Consider the following 16,777-nt stretch of genomic DNA (forward strand, 5'->3'; position numbering starts at 1 on the left):
CGATATTGTGCAAACCCATCGCGCACCGGAATGACCTTCCGGTGCTGACAAATTGGAAATCGCCGTGAACGCATACAGTAAGACGCCGCTTCTCGACACCATCCGGACGCCGGAAGATCTGCGCAAGCTCAAGGTCGAGCAGGTTCGCCAGGTTGCCGACGAGCTGCGGCAGGAGACCATCGATGCCGTCTCGGTGACCGGCGGTCACTTCGGCGCGGGCCTCGGCGTGGTCGAGCTCACCACCGCGATCCATTACGTCTTCGATACGCCGCGCGACCGGCTGATCTGGGACGTCGGCCACCAGGCCTATCCGCACAAGATCCTCACCGGCCGGCGCGACCGCATCCGCACGCTGCGCACCGGCGGCGGCCTGTCCGGCTTCACCAAGCGCAGCGAGAGCGACTACGATCCGTTCGGCGCGGCGCATTCCTCGACCTCGATCTCCGCCGGCCTCGGCATGGCCGTGGCGCGCGACCTCTCCGGCGGCAAGAACAACGTTATCGCCGTGATCGGTGACGGCGCGATGTCGGCCGGCATGGCGTATGAGGCCATGAACAATGCGGGTGCCATGAACTCGCGCCTGATCGTCATCCTCAACGACAACGACATGTCGATCGCGCCGCCGGTCGGCGCCATGAGCGCTTATCTGTCGCGCCTCTATTCCGGCAAGACCTATCGCACGCTGCGCGATGCGGCCAAGCAGATCAACAAGCGCCTGCCCAAGATCCTCGCCAACCGCGCCAATCGCGTCGAGGAATATTCCCGCGGCTTCATGATGGACGGCGGCACGCTGTTCGAGGAGCTCGGCTTCTACTATGTCGGCCCGATCGACGGCCACAACCTCGACCATCTCCTGCCCGTGCTGAAGAACGTCCGCGACATGGAGACCGGTCCGATCCTGGTCCACGTCGTGACGCAGAAGGGCAAGGGCTACGGCCCGGCGGAAGCCTCCGCCGACAAGTATCACGCCGTCGTCAAGTTCGACGTCGCGACCGGTACGCAGGCCAAGGCCAAGCCGAACGCGCCGGCCTATCAGAACGTGTTCGGCCAGAGCCTCGTCAAGGAAGCCCAGAAGGACGACAAGATCGTCGCCATCACCGCGGCGATGCCCTCGGGCACCGGCGTCGACATCTTCAACAAGGCCTTCCCCGACCGCACCTTCGACGTCGGCATCGCCGAGCAGCACGCGGTGACCTTTGCCGCGGGCCTTGCGACCGAAGGCTACAAGCCGTTCTGCGCGATCTACTCGACCTTCCTGCAGCGCGGCTACGATCAGATCGTCCACGACGTCGCGATCCAGAGCCTGCCCGTCCGCTTCGCCATCGACCGCGCCGGCCTTGTCGGCGCCGACGGTGCGACCCATGCCGGCTCGTTCGACAACGCCTATCTCGGCTGCCTGCCCAACATGGTGATCATGGCAGCTAGCGACGAAGCTGAGCTAGTGCACATGGTGGCGACCCAGGTCGCGATCGACGACCGTCCGAGTTCGCTTCGCTATCCGCGCGGCGAAGGCCGCGGCATCGAGATGCCCGAGGTCGGCATTCCGCTCGAGATCGGCAAGGGCCGCGTGATCCGCCAGGGCAGCAAGATCGCGCTGCTCTCCTTCGGCACCCGTCTCGCCGAATGCGAGAAGGCCGCCGACGAGCTCGCCGCCCACGGCCTGTCGACCACGATCGCCGATGCGCGCTTCATGAAGCCGCTCGACACCGAGCTGGTCCTCAAGCTCGCGCGCGACCACGAGATCCTGATCACGATCGAGGAAGGCTCGATCGGCGGCTTCGGCTCGCATGTCGCGCAATACCTGACCGATCAGGGCGTGCTCGACACCGGCATGGTCAAGTTCCGCTCGATGGTGCTGCCCGACGTGTTCCAGGATCACGACACCCCGGCCGCCATGTACGCCCGCGCCGGCCTCGACGCCAAGGGCATCGTGGCCAAGGTGTTCGAGGCGCTCGGCAAGGATGTGAAGACCGAGACGGTCAAGCTGGCTTGATTGTCGCGGCAGACGCTGAACCCCACCTCTCCCGTAGGGAGAGGTCGGATTGCTCCTGGCGATGCGAAGCATCGTCCAGTGCAATCCGGGTGAGGGGCTCAGATCCCACGTGAGAGCGTAACCCTCACCCGCACCTTCGGCGCGACCTCTCCCCTTGGGAGAGGTTTTGCACCGCCAACGTCGCGGCAACTCCGATGCCTTCTCAATCGGTCGTGCGATGAAAATCTATCTGGCAGGCCCCGACGTGTTCCTGCCGGATGCCGTCGAGATCGGCCGGCGCAAGGTCGAAATCTGCGCCGCGCACGGGCTTACCGGGCTCTACCCCCTCGACAACGCGATCGACCTCACCGCGCGCGACGCTTCGCGGCAGATTTTCTGCGGCAACGAGGCGATGATGGACGCGGCCGATGCCATCATCGCCAACCTCACGCCGTTCCGCGGCGCCGGCGCCGATCCCGGCACCGTCTACGAGCTCGGCTACATGGCCGGCCGCCGCAAATTCTGCCTGGCTTATTCCAACGATGGCGCCGCCTATGCCGACCGCCTCAGTCGCTTCATGGAGGTCACCTCCGAGAACGGGCGGCTGGTCGATGCCCAAGGGCTGGCGGTCGAAGATTTCGGCCTCGTCGACAACCTCATGATGATCCATGCGCTGGAGCTGCACGGCTGCCCGCTGGTGACGCCGGCCACTATGCCGACCGACGTCTGGCACGATCTCACCGCGTTCGAGACTTGCGTCCGGATGGCGGCCGCGCGATTGATCGCTACATAAGCTTTTTAGTCGTCCGTCGGAGATCCGATGCCCCCTGCCCGCAAGCGCGCGGATGTATTGCTGGTCGAGCGCGGCCTGTTCGAGAGCCGGGCGCGGGCCCGCGCGGCGATCGAGGCCGGCCTCGTCACGGCCGACGACAAGCAAATCGCAAAGCCGTCGGAGACGATTGCCGAGGACGCGGTGATCCAGGCCGAGCCGGCGCACCCTTACGTCTCCCGCGGCGGCGTCAAGCTCGCCGGGGCGCTGGAGCGGTACCCGATCGAGATCGAGGACCATGTCTGCCTCGACGTCGGCGCCTCCACCGGCGGCTTCAGCGAGGTGCTGCTGGCGAACGGCGCGAGCCTGGTGTTCGCGATTGATGTCGGCACAAGCCAGCTGCATCCCTCGCTGCGCGATCATCCCAAGATCGTGTCGATCGAGGAGACCGACATCCGCAGCTATGAGGGCAAGCGCCTGCCGGCGCGCCCCGATGTCGTCGTCATCGACGTCAGCTTCATCTCGCTGAAAACGGTGCTGCCGGTGGCGCTGTCGCTCGCGGACGCACCGATGAGCCTGCTGGCGCTGATCAAGCCGCAGTTCGAGGCTGATAGGAAGCACAACAAGAAGGGCGTCATCCGCGATGCTGCCGTGCACCGGGAGATCTGCGACGACATCGCAGCCTTCGCGGTATCGCTCGGCTGCACCGAGATCGACATATTCCCCTCGCCGATCACCGGCGGCGACGGCAATATCGAATTCTTCCTGGGCGCGCGCCGTGGTTGAGCGCATCACGATCGATCATGTCGGCCATCGCGGCGACGGCGTCTGCCTCGACGCCGGCGAAGCAATCTATGTGCCCTATACGCTCGGCGGCGAGACCGTCGAGGTCGATCACGTCGCAGGCCATCATCCCGACCGGCGCAAGCTGCTGGCGGTGGAGGTCGCAAGCCCGGAACGCGTCGAACCATTCTGTCCGCATTTCGGCGTGTGTGGCGGCTGCGCGATCCAGCATTGGGCGAACGAGCCGTATCGGGCTTGGAAGCGCAACATGGTGATCGAAACGCTGGCGCAGGCCGGCATCGATTGCGAGGTGGCGCCGCTGGTCGACGCCCACGGCGCCGGGCGCCGGCGCATCACGCTGCACGGCCGGTTCGGCACGCACGACATCCTCAAGGTCGGCTTTTCGGCTGCGAGCTCGCACGACGTCATCCCGATCCATCGTTGTCCGATCCTCGATCCCGCGCTCGAGGGCGCACTCGATGCCGCCTGGGCACTCGCCGAGCCGCTGACGTCCAAGATGCCGGTGACCAAGCCATTGGACATCCAGGTCACCGCGACCGCCAACGGGCTCGATGTCGACGTGCGCGGCTCGGGCCCGCTGCCGACGGCGCTGGTCACGGCGCTGTCGCGCGTCGCCGAGCAGCACCGCCTGGCGCGGCTGACCCGGCATGGCGAGCTGGTGCTGCAACGCCTGCCGCCGACGGTGAGGATGGGCCGCGCCGAGGTGACGCTGCCGCCGGGCTCGTTCCTGCAGGCGACGGTGGCGGGCGAAGAGACGCTTGCGGCACTCGTCGCAGAGCGCATCGGCAAGGCCAAGGAGGTGCTCGACCTCTTCTGCGGCGTCGGTCCGTTTGCGCTCAGGCTCGCGGAGAAGGCGCGCGTTGCAGCCTATGACAGCGACGCCGGCGCCATCGCGGCGCTGGCGAAAGCTGCGCGAACACCTGGCCTGAAGCCGATCAAGTGCGAGCCCCGCGATCTGTTCCGCCGCCCGCTGGTGCCGCAGGAGCTGCGGGACTTCGACGCCGTGGTATTCGACCCGCCGCGCCAGGGCGCGCAGGCGCAGGCGCTGAAGCTTGCGGCGAGCAAGGTGCCGGTCGTGATTGCCGTGTCCTGCAACCCTGCAACCTTTGCCCGCGACGCGCGGCTGCTGATCGACGGCGGCTACCGGCTGGAGGCCGTAGTGCCGGTGGACCAGTTCCGCCACACGCCGCATGTCGAGCTGGTGGCGCGGTTCAGCCGCTGACGCGGGCGGCTACGCCGAGGCCTCGAACTGCGGCTGCCATCGCAACAGGTAGGACTGCAGCGAGCGCACTGCGATTGCCAGCAGGATGCCGACGAACATCATGACGAAGATGGCTACCATCATCTCGCTGGCATTGGCCCGCGCCTCAGCTTCGATGATGAGCTTGCCGAGACCGCGTTCGGCGCCGATGAACTCGCCGACGATCACGCCGATCAGCGCGAAAGAAACGGCCGGCAAGAGCGAGGCAAACACCCAGGCGAGCGCGGATGGGATCACGACCGTGCGCAGCACCGTGAATTCGCTGGCGCCGAGCAGGCGGGCGGCAGCGATCTGGTCACGGTCGACCGCACGCGTTCCCTCGAAGGTGTTGAAGAACACCACGAAGAACACGACGAGCCAGGCGGTTGCGATCTTGGAGAGGTCACCGAGGCCGAAAATCAGGATGACGAGCGGGACCAACGCAATGCGCGGTATGGAGTTGAACGCCACGATGTAGGGGCTGAACACGCGAGAGAGGAAATCGGAACGGCCGAGCACCAGGCCGGCCGCGATCCCGCTCGCCGAGCCGAATAGAAAGCCCCACCAGGTGTTCTTCAACGTGACGAGTGTGGCAAGCCATAGATTGTTGTCGCTGCCCTTGATGCAGGCGGTAAAGCCGGTCGCGTCTGCGAAGCAGCCAAGCCGCAGGAAACTCTGCCAGATCAGCGACGGCTTGGCGACGAAATAGGGATCGAGGATTTTCGGCACGTAGGCCTTCGGCAGCAGCGTCTTGCTCCATTCGAAGCCCCATTGCCAGACGACGAGAACCACTGCGAGAATGGCCAATTGCCAGAACAGGATGACGGTGCGGCTGTTGGACATGATCAGTCGGCCCTGGTGCGGCGGAATTCTTCGCCGAGGGAATGCCAGATGTGGGAATAGAGCCGGGCGAACTCGGCCGTCTCGCGCACGGCCACGGGATCGCGCGGCCGCGGAATGGCGACGTCGAAGTCTTCCTTGAGACGCCCGGGGCGCGCCGAGAGCAGAATGATGCGGCTCGCCAGCGTCAAGGCTTCGCCGAGATCGTGAGTCACGAACAGAACGGTCTGCCGCTCGCGTTCCCAGATCTCCAGCAGCGTCTTGTGCATCTCGAGCTTGGTGTGGGTGTCGAGCGCGCCGAACGGCTCGTCCATCAGCAGGATCTCGGGCTCCAGGATCAGCGTGCGCATTAAGGCGACACGCTGGCGCATGCCGCCGGACAGCATGCGCGGGAAGCTCTGCGCAAAGCCTGCAAGGCCGGCCTTCTCGATGGCGGTGGCAACGCGCGCGGCGCGCTCGCTCTTTGGCACTCCCGCGATCTCCAGCCCATAGCCGATGTTCTGCTCCACGGTCCGCCACGGAAACAGCGTATCGCGCTGGAAGACATAGCCGACCCTGGGGTTGACCTCGCCGGTCTCGACCGTGTCCTGGTCGATCAGGATGCGTCCGCCGGAGCGCGGCAACAGCCCCGCGACCATATTGAGAATGGTGCTTTTGCCGCAGCCGGATGGACCGAGCAGCGCGACGAACTCGCCCTGCTTGACCTCGAAGGAAACGTCATCCACCGCCACGAACTCGCGTCCGGACGCGTTGAAGCGCTTGGCAAGACCCTGTACGGCGATGCGCGTGCGCGCAGCCGCTGCGCGATCCTCGTCGCGCGCGAGCGCGAGGCTCTGGCTTGGCGCGGCGATCATTTGTATTTCGCCCTGGCCGCCTGAAGGAAGCTCATGTCGACCGCATCCTCGTACCTGGTCTCGGGAATGTCCGTGCCCTTGCGGTACCAGGGCTTGGCGCCGCGCTCGAACGACGCCTTGTCGATGACGCCGTCATAGGCCCAGGTCGACTTGTCGAAGCCGAGCTCGGCGCTGACGGCATCGGGATCTATCCCTGAAAAGTACTTCGGCGTGACCAGCGCCTGCACCTCCGCGAGCGGCGCCGCCTTCACAAAAGCCATCGCCCGGTAGATCGCGTTGACGTAGGCCTGCACCATCGCCTTGTCCTGCTGGACCGTGTCCTGGAGCGTGTAGATCACCAGCACGGGCAACGTCCCGCCGAAATCCTTCTCGAACACGCCAGGCTTCGACGTGTCGTAGATCGTCCGGCCAAAACCCTTCTTCTCGACCTCGACGATCCAGCTCGGCGGCGCCACGATGGCGTCGAACTGCTTGGTCTGCAGCGATGGGAACATCGTGTTGGGCCCGCCGCCCGCAACCCAGTTCACCTTGTTGCCGAGCCCACGCGCTTCGAACACATAGGTGCCGTACACCCAGGTGCCTGACCCGATGGCGGTCGCGGCAACGATCGGCTTGGCGCCGTCGGGGCGCTTGTAATCCGCGAGCTTCTCGATCGAATTGATGCCGCTCTCGTAGAGGTCCTGCCGGACCACGATGTTGGCGTAGGAGCATACCATCTCGGTCGCGAGCAGCATCCTGCAGGGCTTGCCGCGCGCACCGAGCTGGAGCGGATGGCTGGCATCGCCGTGCGCGAACAGCGCCTGCCCCGCCGCCAATGTCTGCCGGCCGAACGTACCGGCATTGCCGGTAACGAGCTTGGAGTCGAGCCCTTCGTCCTTGAAGTATCCCTTCAGCTCCGCGATCATGCCGACGGCGTAAACCGGCGACACCGGCCCGAAAGCGAGCGAGACCTGCTTGGCCTCCGCACGCAATGGCCCCGGCAGCAGTGACGCGCCGGCCCATGCAGACCCCGCGAACAGCGCCTGGCGTCTCGAAATGCTCATGTGATCCTCCTCCCTTGGTTCTTGTTCAATCGCGCGGTCCGTCAGGACGGCGGGACCTTGATTGTCCCTGCTTGTCGCAGCTGTTCGATCTCATCCGGCGACATCCCGATCTCGCGCAGGATCTCGCCGCTGTGCTCGCCGATACCGGGTGGATCGTAGCGGTTGGACAGCCGCTTTCCGTCCATGGCAATCGGCAACAGCGGTGTCTTGACCTCATTACCGTCAGGCAAACGGATGTCGGTCAGGCCGCCGGATTGGTTGAGATGCGGATCATCGAAGAGATCGCCGGGCTTGTTCACCGGTGCGTAGGGCAGATCGAGCTGCTCGAGCCGCGCGGCGAGATCGGCCTTGTCCCATTGCTTGAAGATATTCGCGATTTCCGGGATCAACCAGCCGCGATGATCGACCCGGCCATTGCTGGTCGCAAAGCGTGGATCGGAGAGCCAGGCTTCGCGATCGAAGGCGCGACAGAACGCTTCCCATTGCTCTTCACCGACGATGGTGACGAACAGTTTTGAGCCATCCCTGGTGTCGAAGAGGTCGTAGACGGGCCACGGGCTGTCCTTGATCGAATAGGGGATCGATGGCTGCCCGCTGACCACCTCGCACATCATCGCCTGGGCCATCAGGAACACGTTGTTCTCATACAGCGCACTCTGGATGTAGCGGCCCCGGCCGGTACGCTGCCGCTCGGCGAGCGCGGCCTGGATCGCGATCACACCGAACATGCCGCCCATGACGTCATTGACCGAGGCGCCGGCGCGCATCGGCCTGTCGGGCAAACCGGTCATGTAGGCGAGGCCGCCCATCATCTGCACGACTTCGTCGAGCGCCAGGCGGTTCTCGTAAGGACCAGGCAGATAGCCCTTGAGCGAGCAATAGATCAGGCGCGGCGCGAAAGCCGCGACGCTCTCGTAGTCGAGACCAATCCGCTTCAACAGGCCCGGCCGGAAGTTCTCGATCAGCACGTCGCTGTGCTCGAGCAGTCTGCGTGCGATGTGCTGGCCCTGCGCTGTCGACGTGTCCAGAGCGATGCTGCGCTTGTTGCGGCTGTAGGTCGCAAAGAAGCCGGCGGCAGGTCCCTTGAAGGCGCGGGTACGGTCACCCTTGGGCGGCTCGACCTTGATCACGTCGGCACCGAGATCGGCCAGGATCAAGCCGCAGCTCGGCCCCATCACCATCTGGCTGAACTCGATGACCCGAAGGCCCGCCAACGGACGAAGCTCAGATCCCGTCTCACGCACAGCCATGGTCATGCCGCGCTCCGCAGGAGCTTGGGAATTCCGGCCTCGTGCAGATGCCCGGTCAGATGGTCTGCGGGGATGTGGCGGGCGAGAATCTCGCGGGTCTGCATCAGGCGGTCGAGGTCGATGCCGGTGGAGAGCCCCATGCGCTCCAGCATGAACACCAGATCCTCGGTGACGATGTTACCGCGTGCGCCCGGAGCGAAGGGACATCCGCCGAGGCCGGATACGGCGGCATCGAAACGGCGGATGCCCGCTTCAAGGCCGGCGACGGCATTGGCCAGGCCGGCGCCGAGCGTATCGTGCAGATGCAGCCGCAGCGTCATTTGCGACCCGAGCTCGCGCTGCACCGCCCCGACGATCTGCCGGATCGATTTCGGCGTCGCATAACCGACGGTATCGGCAAGCCCGATCTCGTCGGCACGCGCTTCGGCAAAAGCGCGCGCAACCCGGCACACCGCCGCTTCGCTCACCTCCCCTTCCAGCGAGCAGCCGAAGGAGGTGGAGATCGCCCCCATCAATCGCGGCCGCTGCCCCAACGGCCGGGCGTCGATCGCAGCGCGGACTGCGCGAAACCCCTCGACCTGCTCGTCGACCGAGCGGCGCACGTTTGCGCGGTTGTGCGTCTCGCTGGCCGAGATGACGAAATAGACGGCGTCGACGCCCGCGCCGATGGCGCGCTCGGCGCCCTTCGGGTTCGGCACCAGCGCGCCGATGATAGTGGATTTGTGCATGAGCGCATGCGCCATCACCGCATCAACGTCGGCGAATTGCGGCACGACCTTCGGCGGGACGAACGACCCGGCATCGATCTCGCGTATGCCCGCGGCGGCGATCATGTCGATCAACGCGCATTTGGCCTCGGTCGGAACGAAGATGTCCAGGTTCTGAAGACCATCGCGGGGCGCGACCTCGCAAATGTGGACATCGGGCTCGCGGGCCATGTGGGTCTCCCTGGGGACGATTGTATATTGTTGCATAAAAGAACAATCCATGAGACAGTCTGTCAAGCCCTAAAACTTGCGTGCACTGCAATGAGCGCCACCGACAGTTCCCGACCGCGCAGCGACAAGAACGGTTCCGAGCGGGCCGAGCAGCTCGCCGGCCTGATCATGGCGCTAGCCCGCCGCGAAGGCATGAAGGCCGGAGACCGCTTGGTCGAACAAAGGCTTGCGGATGCGCTGGATCTTTCACGCGCGCCGATCCGGCTCGGCCTGAAGGCCCTGGAAGCGGCGGGGCTGGCGCGCGGCGAGCCGCATCGCGGCTTCGTGCTGGCGAAGAATCCGACCAGCGGCGCCGCCCAACCGGCGCTCGCGGCCGTCAGGCGCGGCGAGCAGGTTTATACGGCCATCGCAGGGGACGTGCTCGCGAGCCGACTCCCAGCCGACGTCACGGAGGCGGAGCTCTTGCGCCGCTATGATCTGAGCCGCGCGGAGTTGCAGCGGCTGCTGGACCGTATCGCCGCCGAGGGCTGGATCGCACGCCTGCCCGGCTATGGCTGGCGTTTCGCGGAGACGGTCTCGAGCCCCGAAGCGCAGGCGCAGGCCAAGGCGTTTCGCGCAGTGATCGAGCCGGCGGCGATCGCACAGCCCGGCTTTGCGCTGCCCCAGGAGGTGATCACACGCCTGCGCGAGCGCCAACAGCGGGTCTTCGACGGCGAAATCGAGAAGATGACGATTGGCGAGATCTTTCACTCCGGCTGCGAATTCCACGAGGAGATCATCCGCGGAACAGGCAATCCATTCTTCCTCGAAGCGCTCAAGCGCGTGAACTCGATCAGGCGCCTGTTCGCCTATCGCAGCTTCGCCGATCGTGACGGCATGAGGCGGCACGTGCGCGAGCATCTGCGCCTGCTCGACGTTCTGGAAGCGCGGCGCTACAGCGAAGCCGCCGACCTGATGGCCCGGCACCTGCAGCGTCCGCTGGTCGCCGGCGTATCGTGATCCTGCCGACCTTGATTCCGGTCAATCTTCTCGGCGCCGCCTGGCGCTAAGAATGCCTCATCATGGGGTGTGGAGCGGAAGTCCGTGGCCAACCGGCGACAATTCATCACGACCGCGCTCGGGCTTTCTGCGGCAGCGATCGGCAGCCCTTCCGCCGCGCTGGCGGCGATGACCTATGACGAGGCCATCAACGCGTCACGGGCTCCGCTGCGAGCAGCGCCCAGGGATCGCGAGCTCGTCCGGTTTGCGACGCTTGCGGCCAACAGCCACAACACCCAGCCGTGGATCTTCGCCGTCCGCGGCAATGTCATCACGATTGCGCCTGACGTCGCGCGGCGCTGTCCGGCCGTCGATCCCGGCGATCATCATCTCTTCGTCAGTCTCGGCTGTGCCGCCGAAAACCTCATCCTCGCCGCGGCCACGCTGGGCTGGCGCGCCGATCCGGTCGTCGACGGCGATCGCATCGTGATCACGCTCGACGAGGCCGCTCCTGCCGCATCGGCCCTGGCCGATGCAATTCCCGTCAGGCAATGCACCCGCGCGGCCTTCGCCGGCAAGCCTGCCGCGCCCGAGATCCTGCGCCAGCTCGAGAACGCCTGCCGGCAACCCGGCGTCGCTGCGATCCTGATCACCGAGCGTGCCGGAATGGCTGAGGTCGCCGACTATGTGCTCGAAGGCAATTCGGCGCAGATGCGCGACAAGGCCTTCATGCGCGAGCTCGTCGACTGGATCCGCTTCAACGAGGCAGAGGCGGTCGCGACCATGGACGGGTTGTTCGCGCCCGCATCGGGAAATCCTGCGCTGCCGTCCTGGATAGCCCGGCCGCTTCTGAAGCTGTTCTTCACCGAAAGCGGAGAAAACAAGAAATACCGCGAGCAGCTCGACAGCTCGGCCGGTGTCGTCGTGCTTGCTGCCGATCGCAGCGACACCTCGCACTGGATCGCGGTCGGCCGCGCCTGCCAGCGCTTCGGCTTGCAGGCGACCGCACTGGGACTGAAATATTCCTTCGTCAACCAGCCGGTCGAGGTCGCAGCACTGAGGCAGCAATTCGCGACCCGGCTCGGCCTCGGCGAACGACGCCCCGACATCGTGATGCGCTTCGGCACCGGCCCAAGCCTGCCGAAATCGCTGCGGCGTCCACCGGAGCTGGTGATGCGATCTTAGCGTCGCAGGCCGCTCAGCGCCGGCGATTCGCCGGGCAGCATGTTCGATCTGATATCGCTGTCCATGCGGCCCGAATCCTGCTGGGTGTAGCCGACGCCGAACGACAGGCTGAGATTTGAGGTCGGCTTGAATTCGACACCCGCAAACCCGCCATAGCCGGGCGCGGCGGTGGAGGTGAGCGGCGCCAGCGAGCTGCCGATGCCGTTGCCGTATTTCAGCGTGTCGAAGCCGGCGAAAAAGGTGACGGGCATGCCGCCGCCGGTCTTCATCTGATAGCCGAATTGCGTGCTGTCATAAGAAAGCGCGCTGAAATTGCCGAGCGAGCCCGCCTGGTTGAAGCCGCTCAATCCGAGATTGCCGCGTTCGCGACCGATGAAGAAGCCGTTCGCAGAGCTCGTACGCCAATCGGCCTCTCCGGCGTTGAAGCCCGCAAAGTTGCCATAGCTGTCGGAGCTCAGGCCGGCAGCGCCGCCAAGGCCGAAAGGCCCCCCGGGAATCCAATATCGCAGCGGCGCCACTTGCGCGTGAACCGGCGCTCCGTCGAGGCAGAACACGGCGAGAGCTGCAAGAGCGCATGAGCGTGCAAGGTCGAACATTCTGGCTACCGTCTGAAACACTGCAAAACTATACTCCTCGACCATCCTCAATGCCAGCGGAGCGACCGCGCCGGCCCTCGCGGCCGCAAGTCTTTCGGGGAACCGCACCTGATGCCGGACGATCCGCTGCTCACCCGCCTAGCATCCGTTGTTGCCGATGTACCTGGCGTTCAAGCTGTTGTGCTCGGCGGCTCTCGCGCGCGGGGCCGCGCGCACGCGGCCTCGGACTACGATATCGGACTCTATTTCAAGTCAGCGCTGGACACCGGACGGTTGCTGGCCGCCGCGAAGACGATCGCGGACGATCCCGCCGCCACGACGGTGACGCCCGTCGGAGAATGGGGGCCCAGGATCGTCGGTGGCGCCTGGCTTTCGGTGGAAGGCCGCAAGGTCGACCTGCTCTACCGCGACGCCGACGCGGTCGAGGCCGTCATGGAATCCTGCGGCGCCGGCGCGGTCACCATGGACTACCAGCCCGGCCATCCGCATGGCTTCTGCTCGGCGATCTGGATGGGCGAGATCGCATATTGTCAGCCGCTGCACGATCCGACCGGCCTGATTGCCCGGCTCAAGTCGATCGCGCTTCCCTATCCGGAGCCACTGCGCAGCGCCCTGATCCGGCGCTTCCAATGGGAAGTCCTGTTCAGTATCGAAAATGCCGAGCTCGCGGCCGCACGCAACGAGCGGACCCATGTCGCGGGCTGCCTCTACAGATCGCTCGCCTGCGTCGCGCAGGTACTGTTCGCACTGAACGAGCGCTATCTGATCAACGAGAAGGGGGCGCTGCAGGAGGCAGCCGGCCCGCCGCTGACGATTCCACACCTGGTGGAGCAGGCCGACGAAATCTGGCGACTTGTCGCTCATGGCGGTTTCGCGCAGGCCTGCGCAATGCTGCGGCAGGTCGACCGAGAATTGAAGGCGCTGGCTCACCCCGGCGGAACAGCGCCGTAAAGGGTTATGCGGTCTTGTCGACCGAAGACGACGAATCCGCCGGCGGATATTTCGTCACCGGCACCATGAAGGATTTGGTGCCGACCTGGTAGATGATCTTGCCGTTCTGCCCGTCGTCGCTTGCGATCTGCGTCTGTCCGAACATGATGACGTTCTTGTAGACGAAGCCGGTGCCCTTGCGGGTGACGCCGTCGGTGGTGACGCTGACCTCGGCCTCCTTGCCATTGACGGACAGCACCTTGAAGCTCGCGCTCTTGCCGTTCTCGCTGGAATAGCCGCCCCAGCTTCCCATCAGGCGGCTGTCGGACGCGGGCGGGTCCTGCTTTTGCAGATTTGCAGTCTGCTTGCCGACGCCCCCGAACGAGAACAGCATCACCATGTTCTTGCCGTCCTTGGTGCCGACCGTGACGCCGCCGAAGGTGATGAGCGTGCCCTGAACCTCGCCAAAGCCGCGCTCGGTGCGTCCGTTGTGGGTGTACTCGACTTGCGCCCGGGCCCCGCGGATGTTGACGACCTTGAAACCGACGGGCTGGTTGTTGCCCACCCAATTGCCCTTCCAGTCACCGAGCAGAGCGCTCTGGCGATACAGCCGCTCGTTGGCGGGCGAAATCTGGCTGGTGCTCGATGTGACGATGGCCATTGGATTGCTCGGACGGGCCTCACAAACCCGCTTTCGCTGGCTTGGGCAGGTCAGGATGCCGGCGGGAACGAACAGTAACGATGCGATTAGGGCCACGCACCCGTTAACGAGCCGTTAAGCGCGCGCGTCGGCCGGGCGGGCAAAAGATCTCAGCCGGAACTGGCGTGATGCCACCGGAAAAAACCGCCCCCTCACCGCCCCCAGCGATCGGACCAGATCTTCTCGCCGATGAGGCAATTGACGCGCGGCTCCTTGTCGGCAACCGGCATCACGGGCCGCTCCGGGGTGCGGCCGGCGATTTCCATCAGCAGCTTGGTGCGGATCGCTTCCTTGAACTTGTCGCGCTCCTTGATCGTGATGACGAAGGACCCCGGCCCTCCGATGACGCAGTCCTCGTAATAAAGATCGAGATTGTCGATATCCATGGTCGAATAGGACGGCTCCTTGACCATGATCGGCAGGCCGTTGATGACGATGCCTTTCTCCAGCGCGGCGTCACGCGCCATCGTGACCGGGCCGCCATTGTTGTTCGGACCGTCGCCGGAAATGTCGATGACGCGGCGCAGGCCGCGATAGGGATCCTCGTCGAACAGCGGCATCGCGAAGTTGATCGCGCCTGAAATCGAGGTGCGCGAAGCGCGCCGGATCGGCGTCTTCATGATCTCGGCGGCAACCGCGTCCGCCGTCTCCGGACCATCGATCAGCCGCCAGGGAATGATGATCTTCTGGTCGCTGGAGGCGGCCCACTCGAAATAGGTCACTGCGATGCGGCCGTTCGGGCCGAGCTTCAGCGCCTGCAGGAACTCCTTCGACTGGATCGCCTGTGCATAGCCCTCGCGCTGGATCGCGAGCTCGTCCATGTCCATCGAGTAGGACACGTCGACCGCGAGGATCAGCTCGACATCGACGCTCTGCGCGTCCTTGTCGGCCGCAAGCCGCTGCGGTTGAGTTCTGGGCGATTCGAATTTGGGTCCTGGTGCCGCGATGCCCGCGACGTCCCCTCCGGCGAACATGCCGGCCACCAGCACAGCCCCGATCGAGAACAGCAAACGCATCGCAGTCTCCCGTCGTATGACGCGATGGTGACATGCAATCGGCTTGCCGCAAAGGCCGAAGATCGCTTGTGCTTCACATTCGAGTTAGGAATTCACACGTTACGCAAGTCTGCCGCCATGTTGCCGCGTCGGGAACAGGGGCGATCTCAAGAGCCGTCGTTCCGGGACTCGCGAAGCGGGGGCCCGGAATCCAGCTGCCGGCGGAGGCACGCGACCCCGCCCACTTGTCCGGCACGATTTCCATGCTAGGTTGGTCGCAGATGGGGATGGAGTCCCCCGACAACCGCCCGGCGATCGATGACCTCATGGGCTGATGACTCCTGCTCGAGGAGAGGCAATCTTGGGCCTCTGCCTTTGGCGGGAGCATGGACGTACCCGCCGATGGCGGGTTTTTTGTTGCCTGCTGGCGGCCGGCAGGCGAATGCGAGGGGACGACGAAGACGTGACGACACCGAATGCCGTACGTACCACGCTGCCCAGAGGGATCTGGGTGCTCGGCTTTGTCTCGATGTTCATGGACATCTCCTCCGAGATGATCCACGCGCTGCTGCCGGTCTATCTCGTCACCGTGCTCGGCGCCTCCACCCTCACCGTCGGCTTCATCGAGGGCATTGCCGAGGCGACCGCCTCGATCACCAAGATCTTCTCCGGTGCGCTGTCGGACTGGCTCGGCCGCCGCAAGCTGCTCGCCGCGCTCGGCTATGGGCTGGCCGCCTTCACCAAGCCGCTGTTCCCGCTCGCGCCCAGCGTCGGATGGCTGGTGGCGGCGCGCTTCATCGATCGCGTCGGCAAGGGCATTCGCGGCGCGCCGCGCGATGCGCTGATCGCCGATATCGCCCCGGTCGGCCTGCGCGGCGCGAGTTTCGGCCTGCGGCAATCGCTCGACACGATCGGCGCCTTCGTCGGGCCGCTCGTGGCCATCGGCCTGATGTGGTGGACGGCCGACAATTTTACCCTCGTGTTCTGGGTCGCGGTGCTGCCGGCCTTCCTGTCCTTCGGGCTGATCGCGTTCGCGGTGAAGGAGCCGGAGCCCGATCCGAGGCGCGAGCGCGCCAGGAATCCGCTCAATCTGGCCGCGATGCGCCAGCTCGGCGCGGTGTACTGGCGCGTCGTCGCAGTCGGTATCGTCTTCACGCTGGCGCGTTTCAGCGAGGCCTTCCTGATCCTGCGCGCACAGAACATCGGACTTGACGTGATGTGGGTGCCGGCGGTGCTGGTGCTGATGAACGTCGCGTACGCGCTGTCGGCCTATCCGGCCGGCGTGCTGTCGGACCGGATCAACCGGACCGGCCTTCTCGCGCTCGGCCTGGTCTTCCTCGCCGCGGCCGACCTCGTGCTGGCGCTGCTCCCGAGCCTTGCGGGCCTCGCGCTCGGCGTCGTGCTGTGGGGACTTCATATGGGACTGACGCAGGGCCTGCTCTCGGCCATGGTCGCGGATGCCGCCCCGCCAAGCCTGCGCGGCACCGCCTTCGGCTATTTCAACCTGTTCACCGGCCTTGCCTTGCTGGCCGCGAGCGTGATCGCAGGTGCGCTGTGGGACGCCTATGGACCGGCGGGAACGTTTCTTGCCGGGCTTGGATTCGCGCTGGTTTCGCTGGTGGGGCTGCTCGCCGTCGGCAAAGGTCTGGCCACCGAGGGCAAGTGAAGCAAATGGCGAAGTGG

At 65.4% G+C, this 16,777-nt stretch carries 16 protein-coding genes and 1 riboswitch; of the genes, 8 read left to right on the plus strand and 8 right to left on the minus strand.

Annotation, left to right across the window (positions count from 1 at the left end; all coding sequences use genetic code 11):
- Window positions 1-64 precede the first annotated feature (64 nt).
- The 4 genes from dxs (at window position 65) to ACTEK7_RS10945 (ending at window position 4,767) form a co-directional block, all read left to right on the plus strand.
- The gene (gene dxs / locus ACTEK7_RS10930; RefSeq protein ID WP_036038029.1) at window positions 65-1,993 is read left to right on the plus strand and encodes a 1-deoxy-D-xylulose-5-phosphate synthase; all 1,929 of its coding nucleotides are present in this window, start codon (window positions 65-67) and stop codon (window positions 1,991-1,993) included.
- Window positions 1,994-2,210: 217 nt separating this feature from the next.
- Window positions 2,211-2,765: a nucleoside 2-deoxyribosyltransferase gene (locus ACTEK7_RS10935; protein WP_225146182.1), complete on the plus strand. Its 555-nt coding sequence runs from the start codon at window positions 2,211-2,213 to the stop codon at window positions 2,763-2,765.
- A gap of 27 nt (window positions 2,766-2,792) precedes the next feature.
- Entirely contained in the window at window positions 2,793-3,527 is a 735-nt protein-coding gene (locus ACTEK7_RS10940; protein ID WP_225146183.1) for a TlyA family RNA methyltransferase, read from the plus strand.
- Window positions 3,520-4,767, plus strand: coding sequence for a class I SAM-dependent RNA methyltransferase (locus ACTEK7_RS10945; RefSeq protein WP_225146184.1), 1,248 nt, complete (start codon window positions 3,520-3,522; stop codon window positions 4,765-4,767). Before ACTEK7_RS10940 ends, ACTEK7_RS10945 begins: the two co-directional genes overlap by 8 nt.
- Window positions 4,768-4,776: 9 nt before the next feature.
- Here the strand turns inward: ACTEK7_RS10945 and ACTEK7_RS10950 are convergent, their stop codons facing one another.
- From ACTEK7_RS10950 to ACTEK7_RS10970, 5 genes are read right to left on the minus strand one after another with little or no spacing between them, the layout of a single operon-like run.
- Window positions 4,777-5,628: an ABC transporter permease gene (locus ACTEK7_RS10950; protein WP_225146185.1), complete on the minus strand. Its 852-nt coding sequence runs from the start codon at window positions 5,626-5,628 to the stop codon at window positions 4,777-4,779.
- Window positions 5,629-5,630: 2 nt separating this feature from the next.
- Window positions 5,631-6,479 (minus strand): ABC transporter ATP-binding protein, encoded by an 849-nt coding sequence (locus ACTEK7_RS10955; RefSeq protein ID WP_225127544.1) that lies wholly within the window; start codon window positions 6,477-6,479, stop codon window positions 5,631-5,633.
- Window positions 6,476-7,522: an ABC transporter substrate-binding protein gene (locus ACTEK7_RS10960; protein ID WP_225112637.1), complete on the minus strand. Its 1,047-nt coding sequence runs from the start codon at window positions 7,520-7,522 to the stop codon at window positions 6,476-6,478. Before ACTEK7_RS10960 ends, ACTEK7_RS10955 begins: the two co-directional genes overlap by 4 nt.
- A 41-nt stretch (window positions 7,523-7,563) precedes the next feature.
- Entirely contained in the window at window positions 7,564-8,778 is a 1,215-nt protein-coding gene (locus ACTEK7_RS10965; protein ID WP_225146186.1) for a CaiB/BaiF CoA transferase family protein, read from the minus strand.
- Entirely contained in the window at window positions 8,775-9,710 is a 936-nt protein-coding gene (locus tag ACTEK7_RS10970; protein ID WP_225146187.1) for a hydroxymethylglutaryl-CoA lyase, read from the minus strand. Before ACTEK7_RS10970 ends, ACTEK7_RS10965 begins: the two co-directional genes overlap by 4 nt.
- Between ACTEK7_RS10970 and ACTEK7_RS10975 the strand changes: the two genes are divergently transcribed.
- Together ACTEK7_RS10975 and ACTEK7_RS10980 are read left to right on the plus strand one after the other, a co-directional pair.
- Window positions 9,687-10,709 (plus strand): GntR family transcriptional regulator, encoded by a 1,023-nt coding sequence (locus tag ACTEK7_RS10975; protein ID WP_225143588.1) that lies wholly within the window; start codon window positions 9,687-9,689, stop codon window positions 10,707-10,709. The genes ACTEK7_RS10970 and ACTEK7_RS10975 overlap by 24 nt on opposite strands.
- 84 nt (window positions 10,710-10,793) lie before the next feature.
- Entirely contained in the window at window positions 10,794-11,873 is a 1,080-nt protein-coding gene (locus ACTEK7_RS10980) for an Acg family FMN-binding oxidoreductase (RefSeq protein ID WP_225146188.1), read from the plus strand.
- On the opposite strand, the gene ACTEK7_RS10985 is transcribed toward ACTEK7_RS10980, so the two are convergent.
- Window positions 11,870-12,469: a hypothetical protein gene (locus ACTEK7_RS10985; protein ID WP_225123788.1), complete on the minus strand. Its 600-nt coding sequence runs from the start codon at window positions 12,467-12,469 to the stop codon at window positions 11,870-11,872. The two genes, ACTEK7_RS10980 and ACTEK7_RS10985, sit on opposite strands and share 4 nt — an antisense overlap.
- 111 nt (window positions 12,470-12,580) lie before the next feature.
- Between ACTEK7_RS10985 and ACTEK7_RS10990 the strand changes: the two genes are divergently transcribed.
- Window positions 12,581-13,420, plus strand: coding sequence for a nucleotidyltransferase domain-containing protein (locus ACTEK7_RS10990; RefSeq protein WP_225146189.1), 840 nt, complete (start codon window positions 12,581-12,583; stop codon window positions 13,418-13,420).
- 4 nt (window positions 13,421-13,424) lie between these two features.
- Here ACTEK7_RS10990 and ACTEK7_RS10995 read toward each other — a convergent pair whose 3' ends face one another.
- Together ACTEK7_RS10995 and ACTEK7_RS11000 are read right to left on the minus strand one after the other, a co-directional pair.
- Entirely contained in the window at window positions 13,425-14,060 is a 636-nt protein-coding gene (locus tag ACTEK7_RS10995) for a hypothetical protein (RefSeq protein WP_036004087.1), read from the minus strand.
- A 191-nt stretch (window positions 14,061-14,251) separates the two neighbouring features.
- Window positions 14,252-15,115 (minus strand): DUF1194 domain-containing protein, encoded by an 864-nt coding sequence (locus ACTEK7_RS11000; RefSeq protein ID WP_036004084.1) that lies wholly within the window; start codon window positions 15,113-15,115, stop codon window positions 14,252-14,254.
- Window positions 15,116-15,368: 253 nt separating this feature from the next.
- A riboswitch (Fluoride riboswitch) is annotated at window positions 15,369-15,445 on the plus strand.
- 91 nt (window positions 15,446-15,536) lie between these two features.
- Here ACTEK7_RS11000 and ACTEK7_RS11005 point away from each other — a divergent pair.
- The gene (locus ACTEK7_RS11005) at window positions 15,537-16,760 is read left to right on the plus strand and encodes an MFS transporter (protein ID WP_225146190.1); all 1,224 of its coding nucleotides are present in this window, start codon (window positions 15,537-15,539) and stop codon (window positions 16,758-16,760) included.
- The last annotated feature ends 17 nt before the right edge of the window (window positions 16,761-16,777 follow it).

The sequence above is a fragment of the Bradyrhizobium sp. JHI2711 genome (assembly GCF_056156565.1).